Source organism: Auritidibacter sp. NML100628 (genome assembly GCF_003185985.1).
GTDB lineage: Bacteria > Actinomycetota > Actinomycetes > Actinomycetales > Micrococcaceae > Auritidibacter > Auritidibacter ignavus.
Window position 1 is genome coordinate 1 of sequence record NZ_QHLP01000001.1, and the last position, 17,658, is coordinate 17,658.

The window sequence follows — 17,658 nt, forward strand, 5'->3', positions numbered from 1 at the left end:
CCATAACGCAGCGATCATGTGCCTAGCCCGGCGTCGACTAAACGTCATGTACGCGATGATGAAAACAGGCACCCTATACGAACCCCGCACCCCGACCGCGGCTTGACAAACACCATAGGGACACCCCCCGTCGACGGTACTGAGCATGCTCCATCGATGCCAGGTTTCGACGATTCCGAGTGAGACAACTACAATGCCGACCAGCTTGATGAGCCCGGCGACGACTACTCAAACGACAGCATCGTGAGCTAACCCCTCATCCCCAGTGTGGGGGACGTTGCTCCAGCATCCACCGGTCGCGTTCAGACAACTGAGCGTGGCCGGTGGATTTTTTAACGCGCGGAGTGGGCACCGGGCGCGCCTGATCTGCGCGGCGTGTTACCTCCGCCGTGGGGTGCTGATCACCGTCGGGGTTAGGTTGGCCTGTCGGCCCCACATCCACCCGACGGTGTCCACGCCGACGCGGTTGCGGGCGGTGCTGAGATGGCTCGTGCGGAGTCATCACGGGTCACTGTTCCGTCACATCGTTGGTGTCGGGCTCTTTGCGGTGGGAGCGGCTACTGCGCCGGGTGCGTTGTTTCTGCTGGTCCATCGTGCCCGGTTGCAGACCGATAAGATCACCCAGTCGGTCCACAGTTTTTTGCGGTTCGGCAAAAGAATCGATACTCCACACCGATACTGGCCGCCAGCCCGCTCGCTGAGCAGCCAGCGGGCGAAGTCGCGATCGCTCACGTACCGAAAGGTGCTGATAGTGGCTACTACCGTCGGTGGTGACCGCCAGGGGGACCGTGTAGTCCTCCCCACCGGGAGTAGGCCGGTAGATTTCTGGATCCGGGTTCCAGATCAGCAACTCCGCATGTGAAGCACCATCGGTGATCACCCGGGCGCCCCGGGCGAGGAGTTCCTCAGCGATCGGTTGCACCAGGGGGTCGGTGGTCGATTTCGTGACGCCGCCAGCCACAGCCTCGGTGTCTGTCCGTGGGGCAGAAATGAGTTCTATCATCTCCCAGAAGTAGCCGGCCCCAGCGGATAAACGAGCGGGGTCGACCTCTTGGGGGTGAATGCAGCTGAGCACCCGAAACGACTCGCGGGCACGGGTTGCCAGTCTCGCGTAGTACTCCACGCCGTGTTGTTCGGACAGTGGCCCAAAGTGGTGTACCACGGTGCCGTGGGAGGTGCGTCCATAACCCAGGGAGAAGATCACGGTGTCGCGCACCATTGACCCCGCCCGCTCCAGTGGTGCGACCACGAAGGGTTCGCCGTGGGGGGCAGTCTCGGCATTGAAGAAGCTGGTGGCCCAGCGGTGATCAGCGAGGTTCACGCGTATTGCTTCGGCCACCCTGCGGGCGTGCAACGGCGTGGTGGTCAACACCGCCACCGAGCGATGGGGGAACGTCTGGAACTGTTCAAAGACCAAATCGACCACACGATTGACTTCAGCAGTGGTGGACTCCACTCCATCGTCGCCGTAGCCCGGGGTACCGGGCGCGGTGAGGTATTCGACCTCGGCCCCTCGGGAGGTATAGGCCCCGGTGATTTCCGCGGCGGTGGCCATTTTGTCCAGTTGTCCGTCATAGAGTTGGGTCCCGAGTAATCGGACCAGCGCCTGGGAGACACCACGGTGCATGGTCGACAGTGCGGTGGTCGGCAACACTCGGCGCAGGGCCACGCATACCGATTCGGTCACGGCTGGTTCGCTACCGGTGGTGGGTTCCACGCAGACGTGGAACGGCTGGGGCCGTTCGGAGACCGGGTCTCCGAAGGCAACCACCTGTTGAGCCCGGGCCATCGCGCCCAGACCCGTGGGCAAAGCCAAGGAACCAGCATCCAGGATCAACACGGCATCGAAGTGCAGTTTCTGCGGGGCTTGCGCCAGAGCCATCGGCGAGGACATCCATACCGGGATCAAGGGCTGCAGGAGCTCGGGATCAATGTCAGCGAGGTTCTCGAGTGTGGTCTCGCCCTCTTTGAGCATGGTCCGTAGCGTCGAAGCGGCAGTCTCGTGAGTGTCGCAGACCTCGTTCCAGCGCTGGGCCAGCGTCCAGTTCAACGAGGAGGCGCCCAAGTCCAGATGCGTCCCATCGGCAAGACGGTACTCGGCTTCTAGTGTGTTCAGCTCGTCGCCGTCCATCACAGTCAGGGTCTCGTCGGAGGACAGCATCGCTTCCAGCACGGACTGCCACCAGGCCATCTCGAGTTCAGCGACCACGTTGTCTGCGGTGACTTCCCGTTCGGAGAAGTCGCGAAGTAGCTCACCGAGCCCGTGTTCAGTCAGCTGATCGACGACCAGGGTCCGTTCGGGCAGTGTCTGCAACGTTTCAGCGTCGTCGACCAGACGTTGGACGACATCGGAGAGATCGTTGATCGACAGACGCGCCAGCTCCTCGGCTCGCACCGCTGGTGTGGCCAACCGCTCTTGGAGCTGGGAAATATTGTCGGTCAGCACCGACAGCTCCCGTTCGAGGGTGTCTAGTCCGGTGGGGATTTTAGGATGGCGTTTGGAGGTGGAGTACTGATTCCACGCGGTGAGTTGTTCTTGGACTTTCTCCAGAGCGTCGTGTAAATCGGGTACCGACACGCCGGGCCGCACGTACTCTTTAGCCACACGACGAAGTTTCGACCGCGTCATCGCCGACATCTCGATCTCGTGATCGCGTCGCCAGGATCCTGACCCTGTGGCAGCAATCAGATCGGTCACCGGCCGATCGAAAATATCGGGGGTGAAGTGGTCCAGGGAGCCGCGCACACTTTGCAACAGGGAAACTTGGTCGTTCCACTCATTGATGTTCGTCCCGGTCCGCAGGTGGGCATCCTCAGTGGCCTGGACCATCAGCTCTCGAACTCGCGGGAGGTGGTCGTTAATGTCTTCGGCCAGCTGGTAGGCAGCTTCGGCTTCTTGCACGTTGCGTAACCGCGCACCGTACCACGGGGATTCGGTGGCGGCCCGTGAGAAGGCACCCAGTCTGGCCGCCGAGGTGAGCTTTTCGGCAATATCGTCCCGTGCGACGGTGGAATCCAGCACCGAACGCTTCAAGCGCACCGAAGTGCGTGGTGGCGGATCCAAGGCGGTGAGCTCAGCCAGGGCGCGCATGGCCTGGTAAGGCGAGCAATTCCACCGCTCGCGCACCCGGTGCAGGCTCTCGGCATGAGCAACCAGCTGATCACGACGTTGCACCAGGGTGTGGTTCACCCGCTGGGTGGCCGGCTCTTTGGCAGCTTCGACACGTAGTAACGCCTGGATCATTTCTTCACGCAACTGAGCGGAAGTATGGGTTGCACTGACGTGGAAGAGCATGCTGGCTAGTCCCACCGCGTCGGCACGACGGTAGAGCTCGTTGAGTGTCGTGGTGCGTTCAGCCACCATCAACACCCGGCGACCATCAGCGGCCAAGGCTGCTGCAGCGGCCAGCGCGGTCTGGGTTTCGCCGGTTCCCGGAGGAGCGGTTACCACCACGGAATGTCCGGAGCGGATCAGGTCCACGGCGGTTTGTTGTGAGGGGTCGAGGTCGAAGACGAGTGGCTCATCGGCGGGGTCGCGCTGGTCCAACGGGGTGAGGTCCACCGCCTCCAGACTCGATTCTTCGGGTTCGACGAGTTCGGTCGCGAATTCGGTGCCGGCTTGCGCACGGTAGAGGTCGCGGAGCACGGGGTGATCAAATCCGGTGATCGCCGAAACCGATTCGTCGGTGAGATCAGCGAAAGTCGAGAGCAGAATACGGTGTTCGACCACCAGACCTCGAACCTCAGAGCTATACTCGCGCATCAGCTCCAGTGCGGGCAGAGGCTCGAGCTTATTGGTGGCGTAGGCGGCACGACGGAACTGCTCTGGGTCAAGTTCTACACCGTAGACCGAGTGGAAGTACCGGGCCAGGGCCGGGTTGAGGATAGCTTGTCCGGTAAGCTGGACGTCAAAGTCTTCGCGTCCATTGCGCTGGCTCAAGCGCACAGGAGCCAGTAACACAGGCGCTGACATCTGGTGAGATGCCCCGCCATCGCTGATCCGCCAGGTCGCAATGCCGGCGGCGACGAAGCCGACGTTGATCCCACGATCTTCAGCGAGTTCGTCGATCTTGGAGATCATGGCGGTGGCGGTAGCTCGAGCCGAGTTTTGTCCGGGTTGATCCCGCATCAGCGTGGAGAGGCGGGTGCGACGTTTGGTCAGAAACTGTGTCAGCCCCGAGGGGTGGGAGTGGGTGATTTCCAGGGAGTTTGCCGTGGTCGGGGCAAACCGCAACATGGTGTCAGACTCTTGCCCGGTCGTGATCTGGTGTAGCCATTGGCCGAAGCTGATCTCGGGATCGTCGAAACCGGCTGTGCTCGGTGCGGAATCATCGGCAATGAAGTCGAGATCGGTGCTGTCCAGTTCCTGGTTTTCGGCGCCACCGAGCTCTGTGTCGTCATCACGACGAGTGGGATCCGTTTCGTTCACAGCAGCCTCGTCCTTCCTGATCGATAGTCCTCGCTGAAACTATCCAACCGCACATTGGGCGAGATCGGGCGGTGAACCACCGAGATGGTCCCAGATTTTCTCACGGGGATCGCTTTATTACTCCCATTCGATGGTTCCCGGGGGCTTGGAGGTCACATCCAACACAACCCGGTTGATCTCATCGACCTCATTGGTAATGCGATTGGAGATCTTGGAGAGCACGTCGTAGGGCACCTTCGCCCAGTCAGCGGTCATCGCATCATCGGAAACCACCGGGCGTAGTACGATCGGGTGACCATAAGTTCTGGCATCACCCTGCACACCCACGGAGCGAACATCAGCCAACAGCACGACCGGGCACTGCCAGATCTCCCGATCCAATCCGGCTGCGGTCAGCTCGGCGCGCACAATTGCGTCGGCGGCCCGCAGGGTGTCGAGACGTTCTTTGGTGACTTCGCCGATAATACGGATACCCAGGCCGGGGCCGGGGAAGGGCTGACGCCAGACAATCTCATCAGGTAGGCCCAGTTCAGTTCCCACGGCGCGGACCTCGTCTTTGAACAGGGCTCGCAGTGGCTCGACGAGTTCAAATTCAATATCGTCCGGCAACCCGCCCACGTTGTGGTGGGACTTGATCACGGCGGTCCCGTCTCCCCCACCGGATTCGACGATGTCGGGGTACACGGTTCCCTGGACCAGGAACTCCACTGGGGGCAGATCCTGATCAGCGGTTTCTGCCACAATCTCAGCTTGTGCCCGTTCGAAGGTGCGGATGAATTTTTCGCCGATGATCTTGCGCTTGGCTTCGGGGTCACTCACACCGGATAACGCCTGCAGGAAGTCTCCTTCGGCGTCCAACATCACCAGACGGGCTCCCCCGGAAGCGGTTCCAAAAGCACGTTCGATTTCGACTGATTCGTCGTGGCGCATCAGTCCGTGGTTGACATAGACGCAGGTGAGCCGGTCACCAATGGCGCGTTGCACTAACGCGGCGGCCACCGCGGAGTCCACCCCGCCGGAAAGGCCACAGATGGCTCGAGCGTCACCGACCTGATCCTTGATCAGTTGTACCTGCTCGTCAATAACACTGCTGGTGGTCCATTCCGGACGCAATCCGGCACCGTGGTAGAGGAAGTTCGTGATGGTGTCCTGACCGAAGGGAGTGTGTTTCACCTCGGGATGCCACTGGACGCCGAAAATCTTCTTTTCGGTGTTCTCGAAAGCGGCCACACTGGCATGCGGAGTCGAGGCAATGACGGTAAACCCTTCGGGGGCTTGCGACACCGCGTCGGAGTGCGACATCCACACCGTCTGGTCGGCGGGCTGATCCGCCAGCAGTACCGAGTCTGTCGCTAGGCTGGTCAGCGGTGTGGAACCGTATTCGCGCCGTTCGGTCCGCGCCACCGTACCACCCAACGCCTGGGTAATGGCCTGGAATCCATAGCAGAGACCTAGCACCGGGATGCCGGCTTCCAGCAGGTCCGGGTCAATTCCGGGAGCGCCGTCTTCGTAGGCCGAGGAAGGTCCGCCCGAGAGGATGAGCGCGGCGGGTTTGCGCGCCACAATTTCTTGGACCGGGGTGGAGTGCGCGACCACTTCGGAGTAGACATGAGCCTCACGGACACGCCGGGCAATCAACTGGGCGTATTGAGCTCCAAAGTCCACCACCAACACGGTGGGGAAATCAGCGGCAATGTCTGGGTTATCTGCGCGGGATGGATCAGTCACATTCTCAGTCTAACTGAGCCGCACCGGGGCGCTGCGCCGTTTTTCGGGACCGGATCTTGTAGACCACGTAGGCGATCAATGCCAGCAGGAGCAACCCGATCACCAGGTATTGGAACCAACCGGCGGCCTGTTCCAGCAGGTACCAGTTCTCCCCGAGCAGAAATCCACCGTAGACAAAGATGGTGTTCCAGATCGCTGATCCGGTCAGGGTCAAGAGCCCAAACTTCCACCAGTTCATGCGCTCAACTCCCGCCGGTAGCGAGATCAGCGAGCGGAAGATCGGCACCATACGACCGAGGAACACGGTGCAATAACCGTGTTTGTTGAACCAGTTTATGGTGGCGTCGATCTCCCTGCGCTCCACGAGCGGCAATTTCGTCAACAGATTCATGGTGCGCTGGTGCCCCAGCCAGGCACCCAGCCCGTAGAGACAGTATGCGCCCAGCACTGATCCAACGGTCGCGAACAGCACCGCGGAGGCCCAGGTGAACTGCGCCTGGTCGGAGGCGGCGCTAAATCCGGCCAGGGGCAGGATCACTTCCGAGGGAATCGGCGGGAAGAGGTTTTCGATCAGCACCAACAGCCCGACACCGGTGGGGCCTAAGGCGTTCATAACCGCCACGGCCCAATCGCCGATCAGGCCAAAAGCAGAGTCGGCGGAGTTGGCCTGGGTGGCCATCAACTCCTGGAGCATGATGGTGTCTCCGATCGTTAGTACCGGCGCACTCCTTCGGGGTGTTCGGCAAGTTCTTGGTGGGTCCGTTGAGCTATTTTATGCTCGGTGTAGAAACTCAAAAATGGCACCACGCCGCCGCCGGCCATCGCCAACAGCGTCCAGCCGGACCAGCGCATCAGAGCCCACAGTCGGAAACAACCCACCAAATAGACCACGTACATCCATCCGTGGACGATGAGTACTAGCAATGACAGGTTTACTCCGCCCAGCACGGAGTCCGGGGGGTGTAGTCCCAGCGTGTTATCGGCACCATCGAAGGTGGTGCCACCGGCGAAAAGCTCGAGGTCGAAACCGTATTTCAGGATCATCTCGACCACCAGCGCCAGGAGCAAAATACCGGTGAGATAAGCGCAGATCCGGTAAAAGGTCAGGGCTCCACGAATCTGTTTGTGGGTGCCGCCAAAACGGCGTTTGCCCACCGACTCAGGGCGGGGTGGCGCAGCCGGCAGATCCTCTTCGGTGATCTGGTCGGGGTCGGGCAGGGTGTTGGGGTCGATGGGAGGTTGTCTATCAGTCACGATCTGTCACGGTGCCTTCGTTGGGTCGAGCTCACTGGTCGGCGGGTGGTTCAGGGTCATGCCCATAGTAATTTCGATAGGCTACCACCGCCGCGGCTTTTTCGGCGCGGGCTTGTTCGCGTCGTTTTTCGAGTTCTTTGCGTCGCCAATGCTGTTCCCACAGCCGGTCGAGTTCTGCCTCGCGTTGGTCTTTCAGGTAGTCATCGCGCACGAATCGCCACCACAGATACAGCGCGAAAGCCGCAAAAATCACCCACTCGATCGCGTAGAAGACGTTGAGCCACACCACGTCGGTTTCCTGCTCCGGGGCGGAGACACGGACGGCTTTCAGGCCATCAGATGTGCTGGACGAGCCGGGGGCCTGAACGGTGTGCACCGTCCCTTCGGTGTCCTCGAATTCTTCGACGACAACATAGCCGGCATAGAGCGGCTCATCCCAGATATTGGTCAGCTCGGCGGTAGCCAGGGTCGAGACGGTTACCGGGGTGGTGGACAGATCAGAGCCGGTATCCGGCCCATCGGCAGGAAGGAGTCTTCCGGTCATGGTCACGGTCTGGCTCGGTTCGATGCCACTGGCCTCAGTAAACAGGCGTTCTGCAACGCTGAGGTCCGTGGGGTTCTGCTCGGTGGCCTCAAAATCCAGCGGTTCTTCGCGCCAGCCCCACACCACCGGAATACTCACGTTACGATCGGTGCCGGTCACCGTGGCACGCGAGACGATCCAATATCCGGTCTGGCCGTCGTGCACGCGGTGAGCAACTTGGACGGTGTGCTCGGGCTCAACAGTGCCGGTGAAGTACACCATCTGGTCAGCCTGAGTGGAAACCATAGCGGTAAATGGTTCGAAGAATTCGGTCATCTCCACCGGGTTTTCGGTTTGTTCCGGTGGCGGGGCAGGGTTGGAGACTGCTTGGCGGGCTTGCCAGACCGACAGGGCCATGAACACCGCCGAAACTAGGATCGCGACCGCCAGGAAACCCAGCCACCGAGGCTTCAGCGCGGTACGGAGCATCAGACCTCGCTTTATCAGGGGGTAGGTAGCTACAGCAGATGGGAAGGGGTTAGACCTGGGCGATCTGAACTTCGACTTTCTGGAATTCTTTCAGTTCGGTATATCCGGTCGAAGCCATGGCACGCCGGAGTGCGCCCATCAGGTTGGCGGTGCCGTTGGTGTGATCGGTAGGTCCCAATAATACTTCACGCAACGGGGCGACGGTGCCCACATGGGTGCGATCGCCACGGGGGAAGACCGGATGGGCGGCTTCCAGGCCCCAGTGCCATCCCGCTCCAGGAGCTTCTTCGGCTCGGGCCAGGGCGGCGCCGAGCATCACCGCGTCCGCGCCCATACCCAGAGATTTCACGATGTCTCCCGAGTTTCCGAGACCGCCATCGGCAATCACGTGCACGTAGCGTCCACCAGATTCATCCATGTAGTCGCGACGGGCCTCAGCAATATCGGCAATGGCGGTGGCCATCGGCACCCGGATGCCTAAGGCACGACGGGTGGTGGAGGACGCGCCACCACCGAATCCGACCAGCACCCCGGCAGCACCGGTGCGCATCAGGTGAAGAGCGGGCGTGTACCCGGCGGCACCACCGACGATCACCGGAACGTCCAGCTCGTAAATGAACTGTTTCAGATCCAGGGGCTCGGAGGTTTCGGAGACATGCTGTGCCGAAACGGTGGTACCACGAATGACGAACATGTCCACCCCGGCGTCCAGCACGGTGCGGTAGAACTCTTGGGTGCGCTGAGGCGTGAGCGCCCCGGCGACCACGACTCCGGCGTCGCGAATCTCGGCCAGCCGGGCGGTGATCAGGTCGGGCTGGATCGGGGCCGCGTAGAGCTGCTGGAGGCGTGCGGTGTTCTCTGGGGAGAACGCTGCAACTTGCAGGTGGGCGATCTCTTCCAGAATCGGTTCCGGGCTCTCATAGCGGGTCCAGAGACCTTCGAGGTTGAGCACGCCCATGCCTCCGAGCTTGCCCAGCTCGATCGCAGTGGCCGGAGACATGACCGAGTCCATCGGGGCTCCGATGACTGGCATGGAGAACTTGAAGGCATCGATCTGCCAGTCCAGCGACACATCTTCGGGGTCGCGGGTCCGGCGGGCCGGAACAATATTGACCGCGTCCAGCGGGTAGGATGCTCGGCCTCGTTTGCCGAGACCGATCTCAATCTCGTGACTCACTAGTTGGCTCCAGATTTAGCGGTTGTGGTAGTTGGGGGCTTCCACGGTCATCATAATGTCGTGGGGGTGGGACTCTTTGAGCCCAGCAGGGGTGATCCGCACGAAGCGGCCGTCGCGCTTCAAGGCAGGAATGTCGGCGGCGCCAGTATAGAACATGGTCTGGCGCAGACCGCCCACCAACTGGTGCAACACGGCACTGACCGGACCGCGGTAGGGCACCTGTCCCTCAATGCCTTCGGGGATCAGCTTCTCTTCACTGGGCACATCGGCCTGGAAGTAGCGGTCCTTGGAGTAGGAACGGTGACCATCACGGGTTTGCATCGCACCCAGCGATCCCATGCCGCGGTAGGCCTTAAACTGTTTGCCCTGGTAAAACACCAGGTCGCCAGGAGATTCTGCGGTGCCAGCCAACAACGACCCCAGCATCACCGAATCGGCGCCGGCGACCAGCGCCTTGCCGATGTCACCGGAGTATTGCAGACCGCCATCGGCGATCAACGGCACGCCGGCAGGGATGGTCGCTTTGGCGGATTCGTAGATGGCAGTCACCTGGGGCACGCCGACACCGGCCACCACACGGGTGGTGCAAATAGAGCCGGGGCCCACCCCGACCTTGACCGCATCGGCTCCGGCATCAACCAGAGCTTTCGCGCCGGCGTAGGTGGCGGCCTGTCCGCCGATAACATCAATATGCCCCGCGGCAGGTTCCTTCTTCAGTCGGGAAACCATGTCCAGCACGCCGTGGGTGTGACCGTTGGCGGTATCGACCACGAGTGCGTCGACTCCGGCGTCTACCAAGGTCATAGCACGGTCCCAGCCGTCGCCGAAAAACCCGACCGCAGCCCCGACCAGCAGGCGCCCTTCGTGGTCTTTGGAGGCCAGCGGGTATTCCTCGGCCTTGTCGAAGTCCTTGACCGTGATCAGCCCCTGGAGGTGGTTGCGATCATCGACCAGCGGGAGCTTTTCGATCCGGTTTTCAGACAACAACCGGATGGTTTCTTCACGAGTAATGCCGACGTGGGCGGTCACCAGTGGCATCTTCGTCATGGCCTCGGACACCGTGATGGTGTCGAACTGTCCTCGGGGCACAAACCGAGTGTCACGGTTGGTGATGATCCCGACTAACGTGTTGTCTTCTTCGACAACCGGCAAGCCGGAAACCCGGTAGCGGCCACAGAGTTCGTCCCACTGGCTCAGAGTGGCTTGCGGAGAAATCGTGACCGGGTCGGTAATCATTCCGGACTCATTGCGCTTGACCTTATCGACTTCCGAGGCTTGGTCTGCGATGGACAGATTGCGGTGAATCACTCCCATCCCACCCATGCGGGCCATGGCGATCGCCAGACGGGACTCGGTGACGGTGTCCATGGCCGCTGAGATGATCGGGACGTTGATGTTGATCCGTTTGGTGAGCCGGGTGGCGACATCGGCGTCAGCGGGAATGACTTCAGTGGCATTCGGTAACAGCAACACATCATCGTAGGTCAGCCCCACAAACCCGAAGGGGTCGGCGGCTTCGGTGACTGGCTGTTGTGACGGTCCAGAGGTGTTGTTGTTCACGATGGTCGCCTTTCACGAGATGATGCAGGAACAGCACCAAGTATTCGATCAGAACACAGGTTGGTTCTCAGTCTATTCCTCTGGGGTTACGGCGTCACGGTCGGTGACCGACGATGACCGACCTCGGCACGGGGTATTGGGGCCTGATATGGAGCCGCTGGCAATGGCTACTCACCGAAGGGGTCCGCAGGTAGGGTGTGAACTAGATGAAAAGGGGTTTCTCGTGACGGCACCATTGAAATTTTTTCACAGTTCACTGCTGAATCATGCGCCCAAACGGGTTTGGGACTGGTATTCCAGCCCGGGGGCTCTGACTCGGTTGACTCCACAGTGGTTGACCACGGTGGTAGAGCCTCCCACCAACGGCCTGCAACCTGGCTCGCGAACTCACCTGGTGCACGGGGCACCGTGGGTCGATGCGGTGGTCTCAATGGTGCCGGGGCTGCAGCATCTCACGCCGGTGGGTACCAGCTGGGTGGCGGAACACACCACGTTAGAGCCGGGAGTATCCTTCACGGACGAGATGGTGTCCGGACCCTTAGCATCCTGGGAACACATCCACCGGTTTGTGCCCAGTGGCACCGAGGAGACTCTGGTCTGCGATGAAATCACCTACGAGTTTCCCGGTGATCTCCGGGAGGTGCTGCGACTGCGCGAGGAATTTGAAGAGCAGCTGGAACGCGTTTTCCGCCACCGTTCCCGGGTCGTGGCCGGCGACCTGAATTTCCACACCGATCTCGCGTTGAGCAGGCCGTTGACTATCGTGATCGCCGGCGCCTCGGGTCTGGTGGGTACCCAGTTGGTGGCCCTGCTGACCGCCGCTGGTCACCGGGTCATTCGGTTACAGCGCCGTCGTGGTGAATCGCGTCGGCTCGATGCGGACCGGTTCAGTTGGGATCCTGCTCGGCACCAGCTGGACTCGGAGGTGCTCGAGGACGCGGATGCGGTCATTAATCTCGCCGGTGCATCGATCGTGGGCGTGATGACCGAAAAGCATCGCAACGCGATCTTTGCCTCCCGGGTGCAGACCAACTCCACGCTGGTCGCGGCCATGAAACGTACCACTCGTGCTCCAGCCAGTTTTATTACGGCTTCGGCCTCGGGGTTCTATGGTCACGACGCCTCCCCGCTGTCTCTGGTGGCTGAGCCGATTACCGAAGATCATCCCAGCGGTGACGATTTCTTAGCGGCTGTGTGCCGTCAGGTTGAAGGCATTGCCCGTGAGGCCGAAGATCTGGGGATCCGCACCGTGGCGATGCGCACCGGCCTCGTACTCTCAGCTCGTGGCGGTTTACTGGCCACGCAATTGCCCCTGTATTTTGCCGGCGCGGGAGGCCCGTTGGGTCCGGGAACCATGTGGATGCCCTGGATCGGGCTCGATGATCTGATCCAGCTGTATGTTTGGGCGGTGACGCACGATAGCATCACTGGCCCCCTCAATGCAGTCGCCCCGGCGCCTGTCCAGCAACGCGAATTCGCCGAGGTCCTCGGCGAGGTGATCACCCGGCCCACACGCCTACCCACCCCCGGGTGGGCGCCGGCGCTGGTGTTGGGGCGACAAGGCAACCGTGAATTAGCAATGGCCTCGGCGCGGTTGAGTGCCGAGAAGGCGTTAGCTTCTGGCTACCGGTTCCGCGCCGAGACCATCGATGAGGCGATTCGACAGATTTTTGGGCGTTAGCCCTCCGTCACCTCGACGTCGAATTCCTCGGCGTAGGCCTGAGCATCCAACAGAGGACCATTTTCGGTGACCTCCACGCTGAACAGCCAACCCTTACCGTAGGGGTCCTGATTCACCAACTCGGGGTCGTCCACGACCTCCTCATTGATGGCAGCCACGGTCCCGCTCACTGGAGAGTACAGATCAGACACCGATTTGGTGGACTCGAGCTCACCGCAGACCTCACCGGCGGTGACCTCATCACCAACCTGTGGCAGGTCCACGAACACAATGTCGCCGAGCTGTTCGGTCGCGAACTCGGTGACACCGACTTTCACCGGGCTGGACTCATCGATCCACTCGTGTTCGGCGGAATATTTCAGGGTTGACAGGATTGCGGGCATCGCAGGTGTCCTTTACTTTGTGGTGGGTTGATGGAAGCTGTTTCTGGAAGCTACTGAGACGATATACCGGGTCACCGGTTACGTTGGTAGAAGGGCAGGGGCACCACGGTGAACTCGTGCTGTTTACCGCGAATGTCCACAGTGAGCACTGTACCTGGTTCCGGGGCCGGTGCCTGGATATAGGCCAGTGCGATCGGATACCCGAGGGTAGTCGACAGCTGACCGGAGGTCACTTCTCCGATGGGCTGTCCCTGCTCATCCAGCAGGTGCGCCCCTTCGCGGGCAGCGCGTCGACCGGTTCCTTGCAAGCCAATCAGCACTCGGACCGGGGTCGCCTCGTTCTCCCGGTCGGCATCTACCGCGGCACGCCCCGGGAAGTCTTCGGTCTTTTTGGCCGAGACCACGCCCAGCGACCCGGCTTCGGCCGGAGTAGTGTGCTTGGTCAGCTCGTGACCGTAGAGTGGCATCCCGGCTTCCAGGCGCAACGAGTCGCGACACGCCAGCCCACAGGGTAGTAGTTGCTCATCAGCTGCCCGAAGTTTCTCCCACAGGCTCACCGCCTGGGTGGCATCCAAGAACAGTTCAAAGCCATCTTCCCCGGTGTAACCGGTTCGGGCCACCACCAGTTCGCCCAGGTTGTCAATCTCCCAGCGAGCGCAACGATAATATCCCAGCTCGGTTACGACGCTGGCGGCGTGTTCATCGATCAAGTCGGTGAGCACGCCGGCGACGATCTGTTCTGCGGCCGGGCCCTGCACAGCAACGATTGCGGTGTGCTCGGTGGTATCGACGAGTTCAGCTGGCTGCGCTAGCCCCTGGTTGACGCCAGCGATCTGGTCGCGGACCGGGTCCACGTTCGCGGCGTTGGGGACCACCATGAAACGGTCCTCGCCCAGCCGGTAGACGATCATGTCGTCAACAATGCCACCGGATTCGGTCAGAGCCAGAGTGTATTTGGCCCGGCCGATAGCCATCGGGGCGAAGTTTCCAGCCAGCGAGCTATTGAGCAACTCCACAGCGCTGGGACCGGAGATCAGCAGGTTACCCATATGCGACAGATCAAAGATACCGGCATGAGCGCGCACCGCTTGATGCTCCACACGCTCGGAGTCATAACGCAGTGGCATGTCCCAACCGGCGAAATCGGTGAACTTGGCACCGGTTTGCTGGTGCGTCTCGTACAGTGCACTCGTTTTTAGCTGTTCAGTCATGGCTTTACTCCCCCTGCTGTTGGTCGTCGCCGGATACCTCAAAGGCTTCAATGGGCGGGCAGGAACACACCAGGTTGCGGTCACCGGCCGCACCGTCGATGCGTCCCACCGGCGCGAAGTACTTACCACGACGCAACTCGGGAACCGGGAAGGCGGCTTGCTCGACCGGGTAGGCCCGATCCCAGCTGGAGCTGATCACAGCATCCTGAGTGTGCGGTGCCCGACGGAGCACCGAATCCTCGGCGGCCACCTTGCCGTCAATGACCTCCTGAATCTCTTCACGCATGGCATGCATCGCCGCCAGAAAACGCTCGATCTCGTCCAGTGACTCGGACTCGGTCGGCTCGATCATCAGTGTGCCCGGAACCGGGAAAGCCTGGGTCGGGGCATGGATGCCGAAGTCGATCAAACGCTTAGCCAGGTCTTCGACAGTAATCCCGGAGTCCTTGGTGAGCTCGCGGACGTCGATAATGCATTCGTGCGCGACCAGGTTGTTGTCTCCGGTGAACAGGATCGGAAAGTCCTCATGGATCCGACGTGCCAAGTAGTTGGCGTTGAGGATGGCAGTCTGCGAGGAGGCCTTAAGTCCTTCAGCACCGGTCATCGCAATATAGGCCCAGGAGATGGGCAACACGCCGGCGGAACCGAAGATGGTGGCCACCACGGGATTGCCACCGCGGGCTGTCGGATCGTGGGCACCGTCGTCTGCCAGCGGGTCACCGGGCAAGAAGTCCACCAGGTGCTCCCCCACCCCGATGGGCCCCACACCGGGGCCACCACCACCGTGCGGGATACAAAAGGTCTTGTGCAGGTTCAGGTGGGAAACATCGCCACCGAATTGGCCGGGCTTGGCCAGCCCCATCAGCGCGTTGAGGTTGGCGCCGTCGAGGTAGACCTGACCGCCGGCGTCGTGGATCTTCGCGCACACCGCGCGCACCTGGGTTTCATACACGCCATGGGTGGAGGGGTAGGTGATCATGATCGCAGCGACTTGATCCCCGGACTTCTCCAGGATGCTGTCCAGATCTTCCATGTCGATCGAGCCATCGGGGGCGGTCTTGACCACCTTGACGGTCAGTCCGGCCAACACTGCTGAGGCAGCGTTGGTGCCGTGGGCCGAGGCCGGAATCAAGCACAGACGACGCTGTTGATCACCCTGAGCGATGTGGTAGTTGCGGATCGCCATCAGACCAGCGTATTCACCCTGCGAGCCAGCGTTGGGCTGGACCGAGACGGCAGCGTATCCGGTGATCTCCGCCAGCCAGTCTTCCAGTTCTGCGATGAGCTCGCGCCAGCCGGCGGCCTGATCGGCCGGAACGTAAGGGTGAATGCTGGCAAATTCGGGCCAGGTGATAGATTCCATTTCCGTAGCGGCGTTGAGTTTCATGGTGCACGATCCCAATGGGATCATGGTCCGGTCCAGCGCCAGGTCTTTATCCGCCAAGCTGCGCAGGTAGCGCATCATCTGTGTTTCGGAGTGGATGGTGTTGAAGGTCGGGTGGGTCAGGTAGTCGCTGGTACGCACGAGGGAAGAATCCACCACATCGGCGATCTCGTAGGAAACTTCGTCCAGCCCGCGTGTAGCGCTGTCCGGAAGCTCGGCGCCAAAAGCCTGGGCAACCGCTTCCAGGTGCGCAATGGTGGTGGTCTCATCCACGGACACACCCACGCGGGTCGCATCCACGTGGCGCAAGTTGATATCGGCGTCCAGGGCCTGGCTGATGACCTGCTCGGCTTGGGCTTCGGAGCCGGTGTCGACCACGAGAGTGTCGAAATAGCTGGTGGTGGCCAGGTTCAGTCCGGCCGAGGTGAGGGCCTCGCCGAGCAAGCGGGCCTTAGCATGCACATCGGAGGCAATCTTCCGCAACCCGGCCGGGCCGTGGTAGACGGCGTACATGGAGGCAGTGACCGCCAGCAGTGCCTGCGCGGTGCAGATATTGGAGGTCGCCCGGTCACGTCGAATATGCTGTTCGCGGGTTTGTAGGGCCAAACGGTAGGCCGGGGTTCCGGCGTCATCAGTGGAAACACCCACCAGACGGCCCGGCAAGGAACGCTCCAGACCGGCACGAGCGGCCATATAAGCCGCGTGCGGACCACCGTAGAACAGGGGCACACCGAACCGCTGGGTGTTACCCACCGCAATGTCAGCGCCTTGCTCACCGGGAGGGGTAATCAGGGTCAAGGCCAGCAAGTCAGCGATGACCGTCACGAATCCGCCGGCTTCTTTGGCGGTGGCAATCACCTCGGACTGGTCACGGATCCCACCGTTATTGCCGGGTTGCTGCAGGATGATGCCACACAGGCCTTCTTCCGGCAGATTGTCGGTGACGTTGTCCGGGTTGGAGAGGTCACGAATGTCGATCTCCAGGTCCACCATGGTAGCCCGAGAGGTCACCACCGAGAGGGTCTGCGGGAAGATGTTTTCGTCGACCAGGATGATGCCTTTGGATTTCTTCCGGTTGGCCCGACGCATCATCAGCATCGCTTCGGCGGCGGCGGACGCTTCATCCAGCAGGGAGGCGTTGGCCAATTCCAACCCGGTCAGGTCCATCACCATGGTTTGGAAGTTCAACAATGCTTCCAACCGGCCTTGGGATATTTCGGCCTGGTAGGGAGTGTAGGCGGTGTACCAGGCCGGATTCTCCACCACGTTGCGACGAATGACTGCCGGGGTGAAGGTGTTGTAGAAACCTTGCCCGATCATCTGGGTTTTCACCTGGTTTTTACCGGCCATCTCCCGCAGGCGGTCCTGCGTCTGTTCTTCGCTGAGCGGGGCGGGCAGGTTCAGCGGCTCGGTGATCCGAATGTCTTCGGGAACGGCGGCGTCGACCAGATCCTCAACGGAGGCATAGCCGACCGTGTCGAGCATGGTCTGAACGTCTTGTGCGGTGGGTCCGAGATGACGGGTGATAAATGAGCTCATCGGAGTACCTCTCATTGTGCTGTCGGTGGCCCACGACCGGTAGTCGTGTCCCCGCTCTGTTTAAGACCTGAGAGTTTTAGCCGCACTCGGTCGGGACCGGGTCCGGTTTTGCACCGTGGGTGAGACCTGAGTGACTCAGGGCTACTTTCCAGAGTTGCCTAACACAAGCGATTCTGTGACCTGAGAGATTCTTGGGGGTGTTACTCCTTCGGTACCTCCTCCGGTGTTGCCACCGAATGAGATTCTCCCGCCTGCGCTCAACGGCATCACCGTCAGTTTACGTGATCTGGGAATCACTGC

Annotated in this window: 11 protein-coding genes and 1 riboswitch; of the genes, 1 reads left to right on the forward strand and 10 read right to left on the reverse strand. The window is 61.2% G+C overall.

Features of this window, described 5'->3' with window-relative positions; all coding sequences use genetic code 11:
* Positions 1-508: 508 nt before the first annotated feature.
* The 7 genes from DCC24_RS00005 to guaB form a co-directional block, all read right to left on the reverse strand.
* Complete coding sequence (locus DCC24_RS00005; protein WP_110097872.1) at positions 509-4,429, reverse strand: DUF4011 domain-containing protein; 3,921 nt, start codon at positions 4,427-4,429, stop codon at positions 509-511.
* A gap of 117 nt (positions 4,430-4,546) precedes the next feature.
* On the reverse strand, positions 4,547-6,157 hold the full coding sequence (gene guaA, locus DCC24_RS00010) for a glutamine-hydrolyzing GMP synthase (RefSeq protein ID WP_110097873.1): 1,611 nt from the start codon (positions 6,155-6,157) through the stop codon (positions 4,547-4,549).
* 4 nt (positions 6,158-6,161) lie between these two features.
* Entirely contained in the window at positions 6,162-6,851 is a 690-nt protein-coding gene (locus DCC24_RS00015) for a DedA family protein (RefSeq protein ID WP_199446141.1), read from the reverse strand.
* A gap of 17 nt (positions 6,852-6,868) precedes the next feature.
* A complete protein-coding gene (locus tag DCC24_RS00020) occupies positions 6,869-7,411 on the reverse strand; it encodes a DUF3817 domain-containing protein (RefSeq protein ID WP_183145610.1) in 543 nt (180 codons plus the stop codon).
* 31 nt (positions 7,412-7,442) lie between these two features.
* Positions 7,443-8,423 carry an SURF1 family protein gene (locus DCC24_RS00025; RefSeq protein ID WP_110097874.1) on the reverse strand — a complete coding sequence of 327 codons (981 nt, stop codon included), beginning with the start codon at positions 8,421-8,423 and terminating at the stop codon, positions 7,443-7,445.
* A 49-nt stretch (positions 8,424-8,472) separates the two neighbouring features.
* The gene (locus DCC24_RS00030) at positions 8,473-9,600 is read right to left on the reverse strand and encodes a GuaB3 family IMP dehydrogenase-related protein (RefSeq protein ID WP_110097875.1); all 1,128 of its coding nucleotides are present in this window, start codon (positions 9,598-9,600) and stop codon (positions 8,473-8,475) included.
* Positions 9,601-9,615: 15 nt separating this feature from the next.
* The gene (gene guaB, locus DCC24_RS00035) at positions 9,616-11,160 is read right to left on the reverse strand and encodes an IMP dehydrogenase (protein WP_110097876.1); all 1,545 of its coding nucleotides are present in this window, start codon (positions 11,158-11,160) and stop codon (positions 9,616-9,618) included.
* Between the two features lie 343 nt (positions 11,161-11,503).
* Between guaB and DCC24_RS00040 the strand changes: the two genes are divergently transcribed.
* Positions 11,504-12,841, forward strand: coding sequence for a TIGR01777 family oxidoreductase (locus DCC24_RS00040; RefSeq protein ID WP_158524553.1), 1,338 nt, complete (start codon positions 11,504-11,506; stop codon positions 12,839-12,841).
* Here the strand turns inward: DCC24_RS00040 and gcvH are convergent.
* From gcvH to gcvP, 3 genes are all read right to left on the reverse strand, one after another.
* Complete coding sequence (gene gcvH / locus DCC24_RS00045; RefSeq protein WP_110097878.1) at positions 12,838-13,224, reverse strand: glycine cleavage system protein GcvH; 387 nt, start codon at positions 13,222-13,224, stop codon at positions 12,838-12,840. The two genes, DCC24_RS00040 and gcvH, sit on opposite strands and share 4 nt — an antisense overlap.
* Before the next feature lie 71 nt (positions 13,225-13,295).
* Positions 13,296-14,435, reverse strand: coding sequence for a glycine cleavage system aminomethyltransferase GcvT (gene gcvT, locus DCC24_RS00050; protein WP_110097879.1), 1,140 nt, complete (start codon positions 14,433-14,435; stop codon positions 13,296-13,298).
* A 4-nt stretch (positions 14,436-14,439) separates the two neighbouring features.
* Positions 14,440-17,358 carry an aminomethyl-transferring glycine dehydrogenase gene (gene gcvP, locus DCC24_RS00055; protein ID WP_233491923.1) on the reverse strand — a complete coding sequence of 973 codons (2,919 nt, stop codon included), beginning with the start codon at positions 17,356-17,358 and terminating at the stop codon, positions 14,440-14,442.
* A gap of 158 nt (positions 17,359-17,516) precedes the next feature.
* Positions 17,517-17,618, reverse strand: a riboswitch (glycine riboswitch).
* Between the last annotated feature and the right edge of the window lie 40 nt (positions 17,619-17,658).